Annotated in this window: 18 protein-coding genes and 1 pseudogene; 7 read left to right on the forward strand and 12 right to left on the reverse strand. The window is 56.8% G+C overall.

Annotated elements, in window-relative coordinates; translation table 11 throughout:
• Nucleotides 1–56: 56 nt before the first annotated feature.
• Complete coding sequence (locus PGR79_RS18125; protein WP_430922219.1) at nucleotides 57–776, reverse strand: polyphenol oxidase family protein; 720 nt, start codon at nucleotides 774–776, stop codon at nucleotides 57–59.
• Between the two features lie 136 nt (nucleotides 777–912).
• Here PGR79_RS18125 and PGR79_RS18130 point away from each other — a divergent pair, with 136 nt between their 5' ends.
• Genes PGR79_RS18130 through PGR79_RS18140 form a run of 3 tightly spaced genes read left to right on the forward strand, consistent with a single transcriptional unit; the run spans nucleotide 913 to nucleotide 3,714 of the window.
• Entirely contained in the window at nucleotides 913–1,971 is a 1,059-nt protein-coding gene (locus PGR79_RS18130; RefSeq protein ID WP_430922221.1) for an ABC transporter substrate-binding protein, read from the forward strand.
• Complete coding sequence (locus PGR79_RS18135; protein ID WP_430922223.1) at nucleotides 1,961–2,968, forward strand: FecCD family ABC transporter permease; 1,008 nt, start codon at nucleotides 1,961–1,963, stop codon at nucleotides 2,966–2,968. Before PGR79_RS18130 ends, PGR79_RS18135 begins: the two co-directional genes overlap by 11 nt.
• Nucleotides 2,965–3,714 (forward strand): ABC transporter ATP-binding protein, encoded by a 750-nt coding sequence (locus PGR79_RS18140; protein ID WP_316424591.1) that lies wholly within the window; start codon nucleotides 2,965–2,967, stop codon nucleotides 3,712–3,714. Before PGR79_RS18135 ends, PGR79_RS18140 begins: the two co-directional genes overlap by 4 nt.
• On the opposite strand, the gene PGR79_RS18145 is transcribed toward PGR79_RS18140, so the two are convergent.
• From PGR79_RS18145 to PGR79_RS18160, 4 genes are all read right to left on the reverse strand, one after another.
• Nucleotides 3,701–4,438, reverse strand: coding sequence for a substrate-binding domain-containing protein (locus PGR79_RS18145; protein ID WP_430922225.1), 738 nt, complete (start codon nucleotides 4,436–4,438; stop codon nucleotides 3,701–3,703). The genes PGR79_RS18140 and PGR79_RS18145 overlap by 14 nt on opposite strands.
• 58 nt (nucleotides 4,439–4,496) lie before the next feature.
• Nucleotides 4,497–5,333: a shikimate dehydrogenase family protein gene (locus PGR79_RS18150; RefSeq protein WP_430922227.1), complete on the reverse strand. Its 837-nt coding sequence runs from the start codon at nucleotides 5,331–5,333 to the stop codon at nucleotides 4,497–4,499.
• A gap of 15 nt (nucleotides 5,334–5,348) precedes the next feature.
• Nucleotides 5,349–6,671 carry an MFS transporter gene (locus PGR79_RS18155; protein WP_430922229.1) on the reverse strand — a complete coding sequence of 441 codons (1,323 nt, stop codon included), beginning with the start codon at nucleotides 6,669–6,671 and terminating at the stop codon, nucleotides 5,349–5,351.
• Between the two features lie 76 nt (nucleotides 6,672–6,747).
• A complete protein-coding gene (locus PGR79_RS18160) occupies nucleotides 6,748–8,598 on the reverse strand; it encodes a bifunctional sugar phosphate isomerase/epimerase/4-hydroxyphenylpyruvate dioxygenase family protein (protein WP_430922231.1) in 1,851 nt (616 codons plus the stop codon).
• A 127-nt stretch (nucleotides 8,599–8,725) separates the two neighbouring features.
• On the opposite strand from PGR79_RS18160, the gene PGR79_RS18165 reads away from it, so the two are divergent.
• Nucleotides 8,726–9,364, forward strand: a complete 639-nt coding sequence (locus tag PGR79_RS18165; protein ID WP_087857909.1) for a TetR family transcriptional regulator — start codon at nucleotides 8,726–8,728, stop codon at nucleotides 9,362–9,364.
• Nucleotides 9,365–9,390: 26 nt separating this feature from the next.
• Here the strand turns inward: PGR79_RS18165 and fumD are convergent, their stop codons facing one another.
• Both fumD and PGR79_RS18175 read right to left on the reverse strand, forming a co-directional pair.
• Nucleotides 9,391–9,603: a fumarate hydratase FumD gene (gene fumD, locus PGR79_RS18170; protein WP_087857910.1), complete on the reverse strand. Its 213-nt coding sequence runs from the start codon at nucleotides 9,601–9,603 to the stop codon at nucleotides 9,391–9,393.
• A 235-nt stretch (nucleotides 9,604–9,838) separates the two neighbouring features.
• Nucleotides 9,839–9,970, reverse strand: a complete 132-nt coding sequence (locus PGR79_RS18175) for a hypothetical protein (RefSeq protein ID WP_161799851.1) — start codon at nucleotides 9,968–9,970, stop codon at nucleotides 9,839–9,841.
• Between PGR79_RS18175 and PGR79_RS18180 the strand changes: the two are divergent.
• The 3 genes and pseudogenes from PGR79_RS18180 to PGR79_RS18190 form a co-directional block, all read left to right on the forward strand.
• Nucleotides 9,966–10,100, forward strand: a pseudogene (locus tag PGR79_RS18180) (hypothetical protein); the annotation flags it as partial. The gene PGR79_RS18175 and the pseudogene PGR79_RS18180 sit on opposite strands and share 5 nt — an antisense overlap.
• Before the next feature lie 7 nt (nucleotides 10,101–10,107).
• A complete protein-coding gene (pykF, locus tag PGR79_RS18185; RefSeq protein WP_047056319.1) occupies nucleotides 10,108–11,520 on the forward strand; it encodes a pyruvate kinase PykF in 1,413 nt (470 codons plus the stop codon).
• A gap of 311 nt (nucleotides 11,521–11,831) precedes the next feature.
• Nucleotides 11,832–12,068, forward strand: coding sequence for a major outer membrane lipoprotein (locus PGR79_RS18190; protein ID WP_002908860.1), 237 nt, complete (start codon nucleotides 11,832–11,834; stop codon nucleotides 12,066–12,068).
• A 59-nt stretch (nucleotides 12,069–12,127) separates the two neighbouring features.
• Here PGR79_RS18190 and ldtE read toward each other — a convergent pair whose 3' ends face one another.
• The 5 genes from ldtE to sufC all read right to left on the reverse strand — a co-directional run bounded on the left by ldtE (nucleotide 12,128) and on the right by sufC (nucleotide 16,852).
• A complete protein-coding gene (ldtE, locus tag PGR79_RS18195) occupies nucleotides 12,128–13,114 on the reverse strand; it encodes a L,D-transpeptidase LdtE (protein WP_087857911.1) in 987 nt (328 codons plus the stop codon).
• Between the two features lie 100 nt (nucleotides 13,115–13,214).
• Nucleotides 13,215–13,631 (reverse strand): cysteine desulfuration protein SufE, encoded by a 417-nt coding sequence (gene sufE, locus PGR79_RS18200; RefSeq protein ID WP_411325708.1) that lies wholly within the window; start codon nucleotides 13,629–13,631, stop codon nucleotides 13,215–13,217.
• An 11-nt stretch (nucleotides 13,632–13,642) separates the two neighbouring features.
• Nucleotides 13,643–14,863, reverse strand: coding sequence for a cysteine desulfurase SufS (sufS, locus tag PGR79_RS18205; protein ID WP_348854577.1), 1,221 nt, complete (start codon nucleotides 14,861–14,863; stop codon nucleotides 13,643–13,645).
• Nucleotides 14,860–16,131 (reverse strand): Fe-S cluster assembly protein SufD, encoded by a 1,272-nt coding sequence (sufD, locus tag PGR79_RS18210; protein ID WP_113374144.1) that lies wholly within the window; start codon nucleotides 16,129–16,131, stop codon nucleotides 14,860–14,862. The genes sufS and sufD overlap by 4 nt, the downstream gene beginning before the upstream one ends.
• Nucleotides 16,106–16,852, reverse strand: coding sequence for a Fe-S cluster assembly ATPase SufC (sufC, locus tag PGR79_RS18215; RefSeq protein WP_047050190.1), 747 nt, complete (start codon nucleotides 16,850–16,852; stop codon nucleotides 16,106–16,108). Before sufC ends, sufD begins: the two co-directional genes overlap by 26 nt.
• Between the last annotated feature and the right edge of the window lie 6 nt (nucleotides 16,853–16,858).

Genomic DNA, 16,858 nt, shown 5'->3' on the forward strand with positions numbered 1-16,858 from the left:
ACCGTAGAGATAGCAAGCGTGCGCCGATGTTACACATCAGCAAACATCATTTTATCTCATTCACGCATAATCCATGAATACTGGAAGGTTTTGGCCGCCGGAAAATGGGTACGCCGACGGTAGGAGCCGAGCGCCTGCGGCGTACAGTAGGTACAGCTTCCCAGCCATTCGGTATTTTCCGCCGCCACCCCGGCCTGTTGCAGCACCCGTTGCGCCAGCGCGCGGAGATCGAACCACCGATTATCGCTACCGGTCGCCTGCGCTTGCCCGTTTCCTGGTGGGGCGAGGCGCTGATGAAAGAGCTCGTCGCTGTACCGTTTTGCCAGCTTGCCCGCCGGCATGGTCAACAGCGTTTGATAAAAATCGGCCGAAACCTCATAGCAGCAGGCGTGAATATGCGGCCCGCAGACCACCACAATCTCTTCTGTCGCCACCTGATGCTGGTGAAACAGCGCCAGGCTGTTTTCAATAATGCCGCTCGCCGCTCCGCGCCAGCCGGCATGCACGCTGCAAACATAGCGCCCATCCCGCGAAGCCATTAACAGCGGTAAACAGTCGGCGGTGACGACGCCGACCTTTTGCTCACGCAGCGCCGTAAATACAGCATCGGCATGCGGCCGCTCTGCCTGCGGCCCCTGATAATGATGAACAACATTGCCGTGCACCAGCTTAACCGGGGCCATTTCGCTGTACGGAAAGGCGGCGGTTTCGTGCACATCAAGAAAAGCGTAACGAATACCGGGAATATCACTTAACAAGCGGGATGGATAAGACATAACGTCGCATGAATGGATTGGTGGTGGATTTACCGTAGGCCAAGGCCGCTCGCTACGCAAGATGTTGATGCTTTGTTTTTGGCATCGCTATATAATTTAGTATATATCGATTATTCTTATCCAACCGGGTTAATCCATGTCACCACACCGTTTACTTTTAGGCCTGGCGCTGTGTAGCGCCAGCCTGTTCACCAGCCAGGCCTTTGCCGACCGCACCGTGACCGACCAGCTGGGCCGCCAGGTTACGCTTCCGGATCACATCAGCCGCGCGGTCGTCCTGCAGCACCAGACGCTTAATCTGCTGGTCCAGTTGAATGCCGGCGACGATATCGTTGGCGTGTTAAGCAGCTGGAAAAAACAGCTCGGGCCGCAGTTTGTCCGCTTTATGCCCGCTATTGAAAATCTGCCAACGCCGGGTGATTTAACGCAGGTCAATATCGAAAGCCTGCTGGCGCTGCATCCGCAGGTGGTGTTCGTCGCTAATTACGCGCCGCAGGCGATGATCCAGCAGATCCAAAATGCCGGTATTCCGGTTATCGCCATCTCTTTGCGCCAGGACGCGGCGGGAGAGAAAAGCAAAATGAATCCGACGATGGCCAATGAAGAGCAGGCCTATAACAATGGGCTCAAACAAGGGATCCGCCTGATTGGCGAAGTCGTCGAACGCCAAAGCCAGGCCGAAGCGCTGATTGATTACACCTTCGCGGCGCGGGCAGAAGCTAACGCCCCGGTCGCCGGTATCCCTGAGAATCAGCGGGTGCGCGTGTACATGGCCAACCCGGATCTCAACACCTACGGCTCCGGCAAATATACCGGTCTGATGATGAAGCATGCCGGGGCGCTGAACGTTGCGGCCGCGACGGTTAAGGGTGCCCGTCAGGTCTCGCTGGAACAGGTTCTGCAGTGGAACCCTGAGGTGATCTTCGTCCAGGACCGCTATCCGCAGGTGGTCAAACAGATTGAAAACGACCCGCAATGGCAGACGATAGACGCGGTGAAAAACCACCGCGTATGGCTGATGCCGGAATACGCCAAGGCCTGGGGCTATCCAATGCCAGAGGCATTGGCGATAGGCGAACTGTGGATGGCGAAAAAGCTCTATCCTTCCCGCTACCGGAACGTCGATGTCGATGCCAAAGCGCAGGATTACTATCAACGCTTCTACCGCGTGAAATGGACGCCGAATGCGCAGTAACCTTCACTGGGCCCTGCTGCACGGCGGGCTGGCGGCGGCAACGTTATTTATCGCTATCGCTTCGCTATGCCTGGGGCAGTACCCCCTCAGCCTGAATGAGGTCTTTCATGAGCTTACGCATGGCGCGCCCGATAGCGGCATCGCCGGGCAGATAGTCTGGTCAGTCAGACTTCCCAGGGTAGCGATGGCGCTGCTGGCCGGCGGCTCGCTGGGGCTATGCGGCGCGACTTTACAGGGCGTATTCCACAACCCGCTGGTCGACCCGCATATCATCGGTGTGACCTCCGGCTCCGCCTTCGGCGGCACGCTGGCGATCCTGCTAGGTTTTGACATCATATCGATGATGGGTTGCACCTTCTTCTTCGGCCTCGCCGCGCTGATGTTGGTTTATCTGATTGCCAGGCTGCAAGGGCGTGAAAACACGCTGGCGCTGATCCTTTCCGGCATTATCCTCAGCGGTTTCTTTGCCGCGCTGGTCAGCCTGATGCAGTACCTTGCCGATACGGAAGAAACCCTGCCGAATATCGTTTTCTGGCTGCTCGGCAGCTTTGCCACCGCTAACTGGCATAAAGTACTGTCCATGGCGCTGCCGGTCGCCGTCGCCGCCGTTATCCTGCTAAAGTTGCGCTGGCGTATCAACCTGCTGGCGCTGGAGGATAAAGATGCGCGCGGTCTTGGCGTTTCGGTGACCACATTGCGCCGCGGAGTGTTGGTTTGCTGCGCGGTGCTGGTCGCCGCCCAGGTCGCGGTCAGCGGCAGCATCGCCTGGGTCGGGCTGGTGATTCCGCATCTGGCGCGACTGCTGGTCGGCGCCGATCACCGCCGCCTGCTGCCAACGGCATTCTGGCTCGGCGGCGCGTTTATGGTGGTGGTGGACGACCTGGCGCGCACCTTAACCCAGGCGGAGATTCCAATTGGCATTATTACCGCCCTGCTCGGCGCGCCGCTGTTTACCCTTTTACTGATTCAGTCTCAACGCCGCGGAGTGGCCCAATGAACATTTCCTTATCACTGGACGCCCTGCGCTATGGTCATCGTCAGCCGCTCTTCGCCCCACTATCAATGCAGTGCCGTCACGGGCAAATCTGGGCAATTCTGGGCGCCAACGGTCGCGGTAAAAGCACGCTACTGGATACCCTGACCGGCGTTCTGCCGCCGCTCGGCGGGAAATTTAGCGTGGAAGGCGGCGTCGCCATCGTGCCGCAGTCGTTTCGTCCGGCGTTTGGCTGGCAAGTGCGCGATGTGGTGCTGATGGGGCGCGCCCGCCACGTCGATCTGTTCGCGCAGCCGGGGCCGGAAGATGAACGGGAGGTTCAACAGGCGCTGGCGCAGTTGGGGATCGCCGCGCTGGCCAATCAGCTTTTTCGCGCCCTGTCCGGCGGTCAGCAGCAGTTGGCGCTCATAGCCCGCGCGCTGGTCAGCGCCAGCCAGAACATCCTGTTAGATGAACCTTGCTCAGCGCTGGATCTGGCCAATCAACAGATTGTGTTACAGCTGATTAGCGACCTTGCTCATCGGCAGAAACGCACGGTGATGTTCACCACCCATGATCCGACTCACGCCCTGCAGGTCGCCAGCCATACCCTGCTGCTGTTGCCCGGCGGCGAATGGCTGGCGGGAGAGTCATTCGCAGTGCTCAGCGAGACAAACCTGCGCCGCGCCTACGGCCTGCCGGTCCACAAAATCCATCATCCCGGTAGCGCGGTGCCGTTACTGGCGCCGCAGTTTACTATCCATCGTTAACGGCCAAAAAACCTGCCGCGCGCAGAAAGTTCTGCCCTTCTTCCGCGGTGATAAAGCGCCGTAGCTGCCGCGCGGCGGCGCTTTCCTCAATTTCCGCCAGTTGATATTCGCAGCGTATATTCCACGGCTCGGGAATGAGTAACGTGCGAAACTGTGCGCTCTCCGTCATCTGAACCGCATAGTGGGCGTAACCGATAAACAGATCGGCAAAGCCTTCGCCAATCAGCCACGCCCCAGCGGTAATGCCCGACGGCACAGTCAGCGACGCCCGGCCGCCGACCAGCTGCTGCGCCCGGGCCATCAACGCCCGTCCGAGCCCCGGAAAGCTGGCCTCAAGGCGAGCGAAAAGCTGCCATGTGTAATCACCGGAGGGATCGCAGCCCGGCGTGGAGGTCGCCAGCCGCAGTCGCCCGTCGCGAAGCAACGTCAGCCAGTCAGCGCGATCGGTGTCAGGCGCGCGGCGCGCCGTCAGCATCAGCCGGTTGGCGGCAAACGAACAGCAATTTTTCGCAAGCCCGGCCTGCAGCAGCGCCTGAGGGTGTTCGGTATTCGCACTGGCGAACAGCGAGCAGCGTTCACCGCCTTCAATGCGTTCGCGCAGCAGACCGGCCGGGCCGAACTGCGCCTCGACAGGAATGCCGCTAATCTGCTGAAATCGCGCCAGCAGCGGGAGGAAAGCGCTTTTCAGGCTCCCCGCCGCCAGCAGCGTCAATGAAGGGGTCATCACACGAACCGCTATAAAGACAAAAACATAACGCTAGGGTAACGCCTTTTTTGCTGATTCAGTAGCGAATTTCGGCCCGTTCGCGCAGTTGTTCCGGCGTCGCCACCGGGAGCTGGAAGAACTCGAGATAGGCCGGGATCATCTCGAATAGCATATCGGTACCGCGCTGAATCGGGCATCCCAACGTCTGCGCCGCCCGCAGTAGCGGAGTGTATTCAACGCTCATCACCACCTCGCCAACCCAGGTGCGCGGTGACAGGCGCGAAACGTCCAGCGGTAGCGGATCATCCGCTTTCATACCCAGCGGCGTAGCGTTGACCACCAGATCCTGCGCGATGGGATCGCGCTGCATCAGGACGAGCTCCAGACGTGGATAGTGCTGATGCAGCCGCTGCGCCAGCGCCTCGGCGGCGGATAAAGAGGTATCGAACAGCGTCAAGGTACTAACCCCTGCGGCCGCCAGCGATGCGGCAATCGCCGAGCCGACGCCGCCGCAGCCGATCACCAGCGCTCTCGCCCCTTGTGGTTGAAAGCCCTTGCGCTTAATCCCCAGAACAAAACCTTCGCCATCGAACATATCGCCGCGCAGGCTGCCATCGACTTCGCGACGGATGGCATTACAGGCGCCAGCGATTGCCGCCGTCGGGCTCAGCTGGTCTACCAGCCCGCAGGTAGCCATTTTATGCGGCATGGTGACCAGCGCGCCGACGATATTCGTCATGGAAAACAGCGCTGGCACCAGCGCCGCGTAATCCTCCGGCTTCACCCCCATCGGCACCACTTTGACGTCTGCCTCGCAATGGGCCAGCCATGGGTTATAAATCATCGGCGCTTTAAAACTGGCGGTCGGATAACCAAGATGCGCTATCAGCCGCGTATGACCACTAATGATCATGCCCTACTCCTGTTGTTACTGCGAAAGTTCGATGCGTTTGACATCGCCAAGAATAAACAGATAGGCCACTACGCCAAGCAGCGCCGCGCCGCCGATATAGACCAGCGCGTAGAAAAAACTACCGGAAGCGGCAACGATAAAACCGATAATCAGCGGCGTGAGGATCCCCGCCAGATTGGTGCAGAAATTAAAGATGCCGGCGGTTATCCCGCCCATCCCCTGCGGCGCGATATCGGAGATTAGCGTCCAGCCAAGGCCAACCATACCCTGACCGAAAAAGGCAAAAGACATCATCAGGATCACCGCCAGGTCGCTCGGCAGCCAGTTGGCGGAAATAATGCTGCTGGCCATCATCAGCCCGACGACGATAGGCAACTTACGCGCCAGATTGGCCGAACCGGTGGCTTTCAATAGCTTGTCGGAGAGCCAGCCGCCAAACAGCACGCCTCCCGCCGCGGCGAGGAACGGCAGGATGGCGAAGAAGCCCACTTTCAACCATGCCATGTGGCGCTCGGTCGCCAGGTAGGTTGGAAACCAGGTCAGAAAGAAGACCAGCACGGTATTACCAGCGAATTGACCCACGCTGGCGCCAATCACCTGTCGTTTTGCCAACAGTTGGCGCACCAGCGGCCAGCTAAAAGCGATTTTTTGCCGCTGCGCGCTAGCCAGCCCGCCGCCGCGAAGAATATGTTCGCGTTCACTGTCGCTCAGGCGGCTGTCCTGATGGGGTTCGCGGTAGCAACGCCACCAGACCAGCGCGAACAGGATGCCAACAACCCCGACGCTGATAAACAGCGCACGCCAGCCGAAGCTGCCCATAATCCAGAACAGCAGCGGCGAGAAACAGGCCAGCCCGAGATATTCACCGACGGTGTAGACCGCCGTGGCCTTCGCGCGCTCCTGCTGTGGAAACCAGGTACTCACTACCCTGCTGTTGACCGGAAAACAGGGCGCTTCACTGACGCCAAGTCCGAAGCGACACAGCAACAGCGTTTTCAAGCCAATCGCCATACCGTGAAATAAGGTGAACAGCGACCACAGCGCCAGCGAGAGGAAATAGGTCACTTTATTGCCGAAACGATCGAGGAAAATACCGCCGGGAATTTGCGCCAGCGCGTAGGTCCAGGCAAAGGCCGAAAAAACAATTCCCATAATGGCGGCATCAATGCCGAGCTCGGCGGTCAGTCTCGGCGCGGCGATGCCAAGCACCGTGCGGTCGAGATAGTTAATCATCGTGCCGACGGCCAGCAGCGCCAGGATCCCGATACGCCGCCGGGAGCGAGGCACGGTGGTCGCGGTATCCGCCGCCGTCGCCTGGTTATGGCTATAAGAGTTCATAGTCGTGTCCTGTCTTGAGTACAGATGAATGTTGTTATTGTGTTTGCGATGTCGTGTTGTGAACCATTTGCTACGTTTAGCTGTACTGCATGGCCGAAAGGCGGACAGCGGCATTCACCGCGCCGTACTGGGCGTAACCGTCGCGCCGTTCGGTTAATTCGAAGAAGAAGCGCCCCGCCGCGAATGGCCGGGTATAGAGATGCAGGAATTCGCCGCCGTGGGCGTCACGGTCATAGAGGATTTGCAGGCGTTGCAGCGTCTCTACCTGCGGCTCTCCCCCGAAGCGCGCCAGCAGATCCTCATAGTAATTCGCCGGGATCGGCAGCGCGCTCAGCGCGGCCTGCGGCAGACTTTCGAGCGTTGCGGGTAAATCGCGACAGGCGAAAGCGGCGTGCTGTAGCCCGGCGCCCTGATAACAGGCGACCGACCGCGCAATCTGCGTGGCTCGACTTTGTGAAATATTCAGCGCCAGACGGATATCGCCCTGCGGACTATGAACCGCCAGGCTGCGTACCAGGCCGTATGGATCGGGCAGCGTCTGTTCATGTTCGAGACTGAAGCCGAAAACCGTACGGAAAAAGATAATCCAGTTGTCGCGGCTGTCGGCCTCCATGCCTAACGCCAGATGGTCAATACCGCTGTAATCGTCGCGCGGCGCTGCTGCCTGTAAATGAAAATCGCGGGCGTAGATGTCGTCACCGGTTTCAACCAGGTAGATCAGGCTGCCATCCGGGGCGCAAACCGCCGGGATCGAACTCTCATTAGGCCCGGCATCCCCCTGCCAGGTGGCATAACCGTAGGCGCGGGCGCGCTCCACAACCGGCGCGCTGTGGCTCACCCGCAGCGCCATTGCGCACAACGAGATGCCGTGGCGCTGATGAAAATGGTCGGCCCAGCTGTGCGGCTGCGCGTTAACAATCACCCGCGCCTCACCATTGCGCCAGAGCGCAACCTGCTTAGACCGATGCTTGCCCTGGAGCTTAAAACCCAACTGCGTCAGGCGCTGGCCAAGCGCGATAGACTCCGCCGGACTGGCGGCGAACTCAATAAATTCCAGACCGTCATAGCGCGGTAGCGCAGGTGGTGAAAATAACGCCGCATCGCAATCGGCAAGCTGCCGATGGGTCTGCTCCTCGAGCCACAACAACGACCGGTAGCCATCTTTTGCCGTGGCGCCGTTGGGTGAGGCGCGAAAGCCGTCATTGAATATCTCCAGCGACCAGGGTCCGCGATAGCCGCAGCGGGTCAGTTCACGGGCGAAATCCACCAGCGGCAGTTGCCCCTGGCCCGGGAAGCAGCGGAAATGACGGCTCCATTCGAGAACATCCATCTTCATCAACGGCGCGTCAGCCAGCTGCAGGAAGGTGATTTTCTCAACCGGCACCTCGGCAAGTCCTTGTAGATCATCCCCGAGCGACAGAATATGGAAGCTATCAAGGACGATGCCCATCGCCGGGCTGTTCACCCGCTGCACCCGTTCCCATGCCTGACGCCAGCGGTTAACGTGGGTTCCCCACGCCAGCGCTTCGTAGCCAATGACGATCCCTTCCTGCTCGGCAAGATCGGCCAGCATGCGCAGGTCGGCGACCTGTAGTTCGATATCGCCGGAACAGTCCGGCTGGACATTGCTACAGAGCAGCATGGTATTGCAGCCTAATTCATGCATCAGAGCGAATTTCCGCTTAGCCCGCTGCAGGTTAGCGGCAAACTGCGCGCGGCTGGCGCCCTCGAAATCGCGAAAGGGCTGAAAAAGCGTGATTTTTAGCCCTAATTCAGCGGCAAGGTTGCGAATATCGCGCGGCGTGCCCGTATAATAGAGCAGATCGTTTTCAAAGATTTCAACGCCCTGATAACCGGCCGCGGCAATAGCATGCAGCTTTTCGGTTAAAGTACCGGATATCGAAACGGTAGCGATGGAACGCAACATAAGAGTCCTCGGGTCATCAATCGACATGAGCACTGACTATGTATCATTTGGTTCACAGGCGCCAGATTTGGTTGCTGAATTGTGATCAATATGTGTATTTTTTGTCTCCACAGAAAAAGGAGTCGTTATGTCCCTCATTGCTCATGATGAAGCACAATCCCTGAAGGAGCGCATCTTCGCCGCCGCCATTACCGTGTTTGCCGAATATGGCCTTCCCGGCGCGCGTATGGAGCAGATCGCCATCGAGGCGCAAACCACCAAACGCATGGTGGTCTACTACTTCAAGAGCAAAGAGCAGCTGTACCAGGCGGTACTGCAACATGTCTATGCACGGATCCGTGAAACGGAGCAACAGCTGGGGTTGGAGCACCTGCCGCCGGTTGAGGCGCTGGTGCAATTGGTGAAATGGAGCGTGCGCTATCACGCCACTCACGCCGACTACATGCGGGTTATCTGCATGGAAAACATGCAGCGCGGCAAGTGGTTGAAAGGTTCAGAAGAGCTGAAGCCGCTTAACCGTACCGCGCTGTCGATTATCGAAGATATTCTGCAACGCGGCCAGCAACAGGGGATTTTCCAGGCTGGTCTGCAAGCGCGCGACGTGCATAGGCTGATCAGTAGTTTTAGCTTCTATCAGGTATCGAATTTTTATACTTTCAGCAGCCTGTATCTCGACGATCCACTGCCAGAAATCGACGACGAAGAGATGGTCTCGCACCACTGCGAAATCGCGGTAAAAGCGGTGATCAGGTTCGTAATCTCTTAAGCGCGGCTTATGTTGGGGCGCGACGTTTAGTGCCCCGATAACGCGTGAATCACCCTTTCCATCGCCTCGCGGGTCAGCGCTGAACGTTCAATTTTGTTATTTGCCAGCGCGGTGCGTACGACACCGGCGATAACAATATGTTTTGGCTGTTGGCCAAGATCGCGCATTTCCAATACCACCTTACCCACTACGCGGCACATTTCCTGATAGAGCTCGTCGTCTTTCGCTTTATTTCCCATTATCAAGACTCGTAAATTATCATTATCAATCAATTCATTATTGATACGATTTTATAATAAAGCAAACTGCGCTATTTTTTTCCACTCAATGAAGCGTTTTACTGCCTTTAATAGGTTTGTAAATATGATAAAACACCGTTTAATCTGATCCGCTGCGGCAAAAGTGTGTTGCAGCTTCGCGAGCGAATCGTGTGAATTTTGTTACATTAATCACACTAAAAATGAAACGCCGTTTTTATTTTCCTTTTTCGTTTCGGCAGCGTATAATGCGCCTCGATTCTTTCTTGAATGGTTTCAGCGCATTGGACTGCACAAAAAAACGTACAAAACATTGCCACTTTTCATGGGCTGAACCGCCAGCACACATTCTTCTGCACGCTCTTTTGTTGTCACCTATCCTTAGAGCGTGGCATTGCAACTTTCGTAACACAGGTTTGACTCCGCGGCAGTGCGCCCTCGGAGCGAGATTTCCATATCCTTCACAACTTAAAGACTAAGACTGTCATGAAAAAGACCAAAATTGTTTGCACCATCGGTCCGAAAACCGAATCCGAAGAGATGTTGACCAAAATGCTGGACGCGGGCATGAACGTCATGCGTCTGAACTTCTCTCACGGCGACTATGCGGAACACGGTCAGCGCATCCAGAACCTGCGCAATGTGATGAACAAAACCGGTAAGAAAGCCGCAATCCTGCTGGACACCAAAGGGCCGGAAATCCGCACCATCAAGCTGGAAGGCGGCAACGACGTCTCCCTGAAAGCGGGCCAGACCTTTACCTTCACCACTGATAAATCCGTAATCGGCAACAATGAAATCGTTGCGGTGACCTACGAAGGCTTCACCACCGACCTGAGCGTCGGCAACACCGTGCTGGTCGACGATGGTCTGATCGGTATGGAAGTGACCGCGATCGAAGGTAACAAAGTTATCTGTAAAGTGCTGAACAACGGCGACCTCGGTGAGAACAAAGGCGTTAACCTGCCGGGCGTTTCTATCGCTCTGCCGGCGCTGGCTGAAAAAGACAAGCAGGACCTGATCTTCGGTTGTGAGCAAGGCGTTGATTTCGTAGCCGCTTCCTTTATCCGTAAACGTTCTGACGTGGTTGAAATCCGCGAGCACCTGAAGGCGCACGGCGGCGAAAACATCCAGATCATCTCCAAAATCGAAAACCAGGAAGGCCTGAACAACTTCGACGAAATCCTCGAAGCGTCTGACGGCATCATGGTTGCTCGTGGCGATATGGGCGTTGAAATCCCGGTAGAAGAAGTTATCTTCGCGCAGAAGATGATCATCGAAAAATGTATCCGCGCGCGCAAAGTCGTTATTACCGCGACCCAGATGCTGGATTCCATGATCAAAAACCCGCGTCCGACCCGCGCTGAAGCAGGCGACGTCGCTAACGCCATCCTCGACGGCACCGACGCCGTAATGCTGTCCGGCGAATCCGCGAAAGGTAAATACCCGCTGGAAGCCGTTACCATTATGGCGACCATCTGCGAGCGTACCGACCGCGTGATGACCAGCCGTCTGGATTACAACAACGACAACCGTAAACTGCGCATCACCGAAGCGGTTTGCCGCGGCGCAGTTGAAACCGCTGAGAAACTGGAAGCGCCGCTGATCGTCGTCGCCACCCAGGGCGGTAAATCCGCACGCGCCGTGCGTAAATACTTCCCGGACGCCACTATCCTTGCGTTGACCACCAACGAAACCACCGCTCGTCAGTTAGTCCTGAGCAAAGGCGTGGTACCGCAGCTGGTGAAAGAGATCGCCTCTACTGATGATTTCTACCACTTGGGTAAAGAGCTGGCGCTGCAGAGCGGCCTGGCGCGTAAAGGCGACGTGGTTGTGATGGTTTCTGGCGCGCTGGTTCCAAGCGGCACCACCAACACAGCCTCCGTGCACGTGCTGTAATAATTTACAGGTTATTTTATCTTTTTTTAAAGCGCTCCTCTGGGGCGCTTTTTTTTATTCATTCCCTAGCTGTTCTTAATAAAAATGCAAATCGGATTTTACTATTTAATAAGAGATTATCTAAGATGAATCCGATGGAAGCCTTCTGTTTTCACAGCGCTTTTTAAACCAAATCGACGAATTCGATGCTTCTTTGAGCGAACGATCAAAAATAAGTGCATTCGGATAAAAAAAATATTCTCATCCCAAAAAAGTTTGTGTAATACTTGTAACGCTACATGGAGATTAACTCAATCTAGAGGGTATTAATAATGAATCGTACTAAACTGGTACTGGGCGCGGTAATCCTGGGTTCTACTCTGCTGGCTGGTTGCTCCAGCAATGCTAAAATCGATCAGCTGTCTTCTGACGTTCAGACTCTGAACGCTAAAGTTGACCAGCTGAGCAACGACGTGAACGCAATGCGTTCTGACGTTCAGGCTGCTAAAGACGACGCAGCTCGCGCTAACCAGCGTCTGGACAACCAGGCTCACTCTTACCGTAAGTAAGAGTTCTGGTAATAAAAATGGCGCACATTGTGCGCCATTTTTTTGCCTGTTGTTTTACCCTACTGCGTCAGTTTAGTGTCATTCTGCTGGCTATTCTGCGCTGACAGCTCGGTCGTCGCGCTGCCCGCCCCTTCAGAAACCACCACCGGATATCCCGCTCTTCGCGACAGCGCTTTTTTCAGCTGCAGGTCATCCACCGCTTTATCGTCAGAAAAGGCCTGAAACGCGGCAGGAAGCGTGTAAGAGATTGTCCGGGTATTTTCCCCTTCAGTTTGCGAAAGCGGCCTGTGGACCTCTACATAGCGTTTACCATCGGGTTCTACCGCAAACTTCACCGGCTGATTGATAATCCGTACCGGCGTGCCCGCGCGGACCTGGCTGAACAGCGCCTTAATGTCGTCAGCGTTCATTCGCATACAGCCGGAACTCACCCGTAGCCCGACGCTATCAGGCGCGTTGGTACCGTGGATCAGATACTCGCCGTTACCGTAGGCCAGTCGCAGCGCGTAGCGGCCTAATGGGTTATTGGGCCCGGCGGGGATCACCGGCGGCAGCTTAATACCCTTCTCCAGCGAGCGCGCGCGAATACCGGCAGTCGGCGTCCAGGTCGGGTTAGGGATTTTCTGCCCGACGCGGGTGGTCATCTCCGGCGTTTCCAGCCCTAACTGGCCAATGCCGAGCGGATAAACCTGCACCTGATTTTGCCCCGGCGGGAAATAGTACAGCCGGAGCTCGGCCAGGTTGACGACAATGCCTTCACGCGGGACATCCGGCAGCAGCATCTGCGATGGGATTAAGACCCGTGTGCCCGGCTTCGGCTGCACCGGCGCAATCGTATCGTTGGCTTCAAGAATCAGCATCGCCGCCGTGTCGAAGTGGCGGGCGATAGCCTGCAGGTTGCGATCCCCTTCCTGTACCGTCCAGTATTGGTTTTGGCCAATCAAACGGCTGTTGGCAGGGGGAAGTGGATAATCGACAGCCCAGGCGCCGTGCTGCGCGCTCAGAGCTGCGAGAAGGGTCATCGTGATGAGAGACGCGCGTTTCATACTGAGATTCCTTCTTTCGCTGATAAAACGCCAGGATCTGCGCGGCGACGAAAGCGTTCGCCTTCGTCGCACGTAACAGAATGAAATCTACCTATTTATTCTAGCTAAGATTTGCGGCTTTCGCGCGAATTGCGCGGATCATCGCTTCAAGGCCCTGCGAGCGGGAGGGGGTAAGATGCTGGGTCAACGCCATTTTTTCAAACCACGGGCGCACATCGAATTCGCTAATATCCTGCGCGGTCATGCGGTCGTAAAGGATAAATACCACCGCAATCAGCCCTTTGACGATCGCCGCATCGCTATCGCCGCGTAGGGTAATCACGCCGGATGGCTCCTGCTCCATCACAATCCACACCTGGCTTTGGCAGCCCTGAATAATGTTCTGCACGATGTGTTCTTCCGCGCTGAGCGGCGCCAGGCGCTGGCCGAGTTCAATGATGTAGAGATACTTCTCTTCCCAGTTAGCGCAGCGAGAAAAGTTGCGCAGCAATTTGTCTTTGTCTGGTAATGCCGCCATATTCGCGTCCTTTAACCCAGTAATTTGTGGATCCGCTGCAGCCCGGCCACCAGCCGATCCACCTCTTCCATCGTATTGTACATCGCCAGCGACGCCCGGCACATCGCCGGCACCTGATAGAACGCCATCAGCGGCATCGCGCAGTGGTGACCGGTGCGCACCGCTATACCGTAGTTATCAAGAAAACTGCCGACATCGTAGGCATGATGTTTCCCGAGATTAAAAGCGATGACGCCCAACCGATGTTGCGGGCCGTAAAGCGTCAAATCCGGCACCTTTTTCAGCTCCTGCAGGGCATAACGCATTAATGTCTGCTCATATTCGCCAATCTGCTCAAGCCCAATCTGGCTAACATAGTCCAGCGCGGCGCCGAGGCCGATAATTCCCCCGGTATTCGGCGTACCGGCTTCAAAGCGCCACGGCGCCTTCGCCCAGGTGGTGCCCTCCTTCAGGCTGACGGTAGCAATCATCGACCCGCCCCCTTCCCACGGCGGCATCTCCTGCAGCAACGCTTCTTTGGCATATAGCACGCCAATACCGGTCGGCCCGTACAGCTTATGCGCCGAGAAGACGTAAAAATCACAATCCAGCGCCTGCACATCCACCGGGTGATGCATCACCGCCTGCGCGCCATCCACCAGCACCTTCGCGCCATGCTGATGCGCCAGCGGGATCAGCGCCAATAGCGGGTTTTCCGTCCCCAGCACGTTCGACACCTGGGTTATCGCCAGCAGCCGGGTGCGGTCGTCAAACAGGCCAGGGATAACATCGAGCTGTAGGGTTCCGTCCTGGTTGAGCGGGATCACTCGTAGCTCGGCGCCGACGCGGGCGCAGAGCATCTGCCACGGCACGATATTGGCGTGGTGTTCCATCTCGCTGACGATAATATTATCGCCGGCCCCGACGTTAGCCCCGCCCCAGCTATTGGCTACCAGGTTGATGCCTTCGGTGGTACCCCGTACGAATACCAGCTCTTCCGGCGAACGGGCATTAAGAAAAACGGCCGCCTGCTGGCGTACCTGCTCCATCCGCGCCGTCGCTTCGGCGCTCAGCGTGTGGATACCACGATGGACGGCAGCGTAACCGTGGCGGTAAAACTCGGCTTCTGCGTTAATCACCGCTTCCGGTTTCTGCGCGCTGGCGGCGCTATCGAGATAGACCAGCGGCTGACCATTAACCTCACGGCTCAGCACCGGGAAATCGGCGCGCAGGCGTTCCACTGAAAATGTCATGCATCTCCTCCCGGCAGGCGCTTGCCAATACGCGCCAGCACCTGTTGTTTCAGCGCATCATCGCTAATGGCTTCAGTAAGCTCGGCGGCGAAGGCGTAAAGGATCATCTGCTGCGCCGCCTGTTGATCGATACCACGCGAGCGCAGATAGAACAGCTGTTCGTCATCAATACGTCCGACGGTGGCGCCGTGGCTGCATTTGACGTCGTCGGCGTAAATTTCCAGCTGCGGTTTGGTATCGACTTCCGCCAGCCTTCCCAACAACAGATTGTTATTGGTCATCTGACCATCGGTTTTCAGCGCGTGTTTAGCGACGTTAATCAGGCCATTAAACACCGCCCGCCCCTTATCGCTGACGATGGTTTTGTGGAGTTGACGGCTGTTGCAGTAGCCAACGCGATGATCGAGCCAGGTACGGCTGTCGCAGACCTCATTTTTCACCGGCATCGCCAGCGAGTTAATGCGCAGATTGCTGTTTTCACCAGCCAGACGGGTGCTGGTATGGTGTCGTAACACCGCGCCGCCCAGCAGGAAGCTGCTGCTGAAGGCCGACGCATCGCGGCCAAGCAGCAGATCGTTATGGGCAAAGTGGTAGCTTTGCCCATTTTCAAACGCCAGCTTAATATGCTGCAGATGGGCGTTGTCGGCGACAGACATCGTCAGGCGTCCGCCGGTGAAATGCCGCTGCTCGTCAAGGCTAATATAGTGTTCGATGATGGTCGCCTGCGCCCCGCTCTCCAACGCCAGATGATGGCGATAGTGAGCGGTATTAAGCTCGTCGCCTGCCAGTCCGCTGGTAATATGCATCAGCAACAGCGGTTTCTCCGGACGCTGATTGCGCTTTACGCCGATGCGGGTCACCGTCTGCGCCAGGCTTTCCGTGAGATGAAGAAACACTTCCGGCTGTACCGCATCCGGCAAATGCTGGCGCTGGTTATCAACGCTAACGTCAAAACCGCTAGCGGCGAGATCGTCGCTGAGCGCCGGGCTGAAGCGGCCGTCGATAAACACCATCCGCCAGGCATCGAGATTGAGCGCCAGCGCGTCGCGCTGCGCCACGTTGAGCGTCGCCGGACTCGCAACAAATGTGCCGCTTAGCAGCGTCTCCAGCGGGGTGTATTTCCAGTTTTCATGTTTGCGCGTCGGCAACCCCAGACGCAACAGCTGTTGCAGATGCTGATTGGCCTGCGGCGTGCGTTCTTCGCCGTGAGCTTCAAACAGATGATGCCACTGCTGCAGCGCGTTACTGCTGTTCGCTAAGCCAGCCATAGCCCTGCTCCTCCAGTTGTTTAACCAGAGTGAAATCGCCCGACTTGACGATTCGCCCCTGATACAGCACGTGGACATAATCCGGTTTGATGTAATCAAGGATACGCTGATAGTGGGTGACGATAATAAAGGCTCGTTTACCGTCACGCAGCGAGTTAACCCCCTCCGAAACAATCTTCAGGGCATCAATATCCAGTCCGGAATCCGATTCATCCAGAATACACAGCTCAGGCTCAAGCACCGCCATTTGCAGAATATCGTTGCGTTTTTTCTCGCCGCCAGAGAAACCGACGTTCACCGAACGGGTCAGCAGATCTTCCGGCATCTTCAGCAGTTTGATCTTCTCTTCCATTAAATCCTGGAAATCGAAACGATCCAGCGCCTCCAGGCCGCGATAGCCGCGTACGGCGTTGAGCGCGGTTTGCAGGAAAAACTGATTACTGACGCCGGGGATTTCCACCGGATACTGGAAAGCCATAAAAATGCCCTCCCCGGCGCGATCCTCCGGGGCGAGTTCGAGCAGGTCTTTTCCCTTAAACTCGACGCTGCCGCCGGTGACTTCGTAATCCTCCCGTCCGGCGAGCGTCGCCGAGAGCGTACTTTTCCCTGAGCCGTTAGGGCCCATGATCGCGTGGACTTCACCGGGGCGTACCTCAAGGTTCAGCCCGCGCAGGATCTCTTTGTCTTCAACGGCGACTTGCAAATCTTTAATACTTAACATCTTTTT

This window comes from Klebsiella sp. 141161, from assembly GCF_050600815.1.
Classification (GTDB): domain Bacteria; phylum Pseudomonadota; class Gammaproteobacteria; order Enterobacterales; family Enterobacteriaceae; genus Klebsiella; species Klebsiella aerogenes.

Coding starts and splice junctions, on each gene's coding strand:
- PGR79_RS18125 (WP_430922219.1), bottom strand. CDS start 776: ATGTCTTATCCATCCCGCTTGTTAAGTGATATTCCCGGTATTCGTTAC.
- PGR79_RS18130 (WP_430922221.1), top strand. CDS start 913: ATGTCACCACACCGTTTACTTTTAGGCCTGGCGCTGTGTAGCGCCAGC.
- PGR79_RS18135 (WP_430922223.1), top strand. CDS start 1,961: ATGCGCAGTAACCTTCACTGGGCCCTGCTGCACGGCGGGCTGGCGGCG.
- PGR79_RS18140 (WP_316424591.1), top strand. CDS start 2,965: ATGAACATTTCCTTATCACTGGACGCCCTGCGCTATGGTCATCGTCAG.
- PGR79_RS18145 (WP_430922225.1), bottom strand. CDS start 4,438: ATGACCCCTTCATTGACGCTGCTGGCGGCGGGGAGCCTGAAAAGCGCT.
- PGR79_RS18150 (WP_430922227.1), bottom strand. CDS start 5,333: ATGATCATTAGTGGTCATACGCGGCTGATAGCGCATCTTGGTTATCCG.
- PGR79_RS18155 (WP_430922229.1), bottom strand. CDS start 6,671: ATGAACTCTTATAGCCATAACCAGGCGACGGCGGCGGATACCGCGACC.
- PGR79_RS18160 (WP_430922231.1), bottom strand. CDS start 8,598: ATGTTGCGTTCCATCGCTACCGTTTCGATATCCGGTACTTTAACCGAA.
- PGR79_RS18165 (WP_087857909.1), top strand. CDS start 8,726: ATGTCCCTCATTGCTCATGATGAAGCACAATCCCTGAAGGAGCGCATC.
- fumD (WP_087857910.1), bottom strand. CDS start 9,603: ATGGGAAATAAAGCGAAAGACGACGAGCTCTATCAGGAAATGTGCCGC.
- PGR79_RS18175 (WP_161799851.1), bottom strand. CDS start 9,970: ATGTGTGCTGGCGGTTCAGCCCATGAAAAGTGGCAATGTTTTGTACGT.
- pykF (WP_047056319.1), top strand. CDS start 10,108: ATGAAAAAGACCAAAATTGTTTGCACCATCGGTCCGAAAACCGAATCC.
- PGR79_RS18190 (WP_002908860.1), top strand. CDS start 11,832: ATGAATCGTACTAAACTGGTACTGGGCGCGGTAATCCTGGGTTCTACT.
- ldtE (WP_087857911.1), bottom strand. CDS start 13,114: ATGAAACGCGCGTCTCTCATCACGATGACCCTTCTCGCAGCTCTGAGC.
- sufE (WP_411325708.1), bottom strand. CDS start 13,631: ATGGCGGCATTACCAGACAAAGACAAATTGCTGCGCAACTTTTCTCGC.
- sufS (WP_348854577.1), bottom strand. CDS start 14,863: ATGACATTTTCAGTGGAACGCCTGCGCGCCGATTTCCCGGTGCTGAGC.
- sufD (WP_113374144.1), bottom strand. CDS start 16,131: ATGGCTGGCTTAGCGAACAGCAGTAACGCGCTGCAGCAGTGGCATCAT.
- sufC (WP_047050190.1), bottom strand. CDS start 16,852: ATGTTAAGTATTAAAGATTTGCAAGTCGCCGTTGAAGACAAAGAGATC.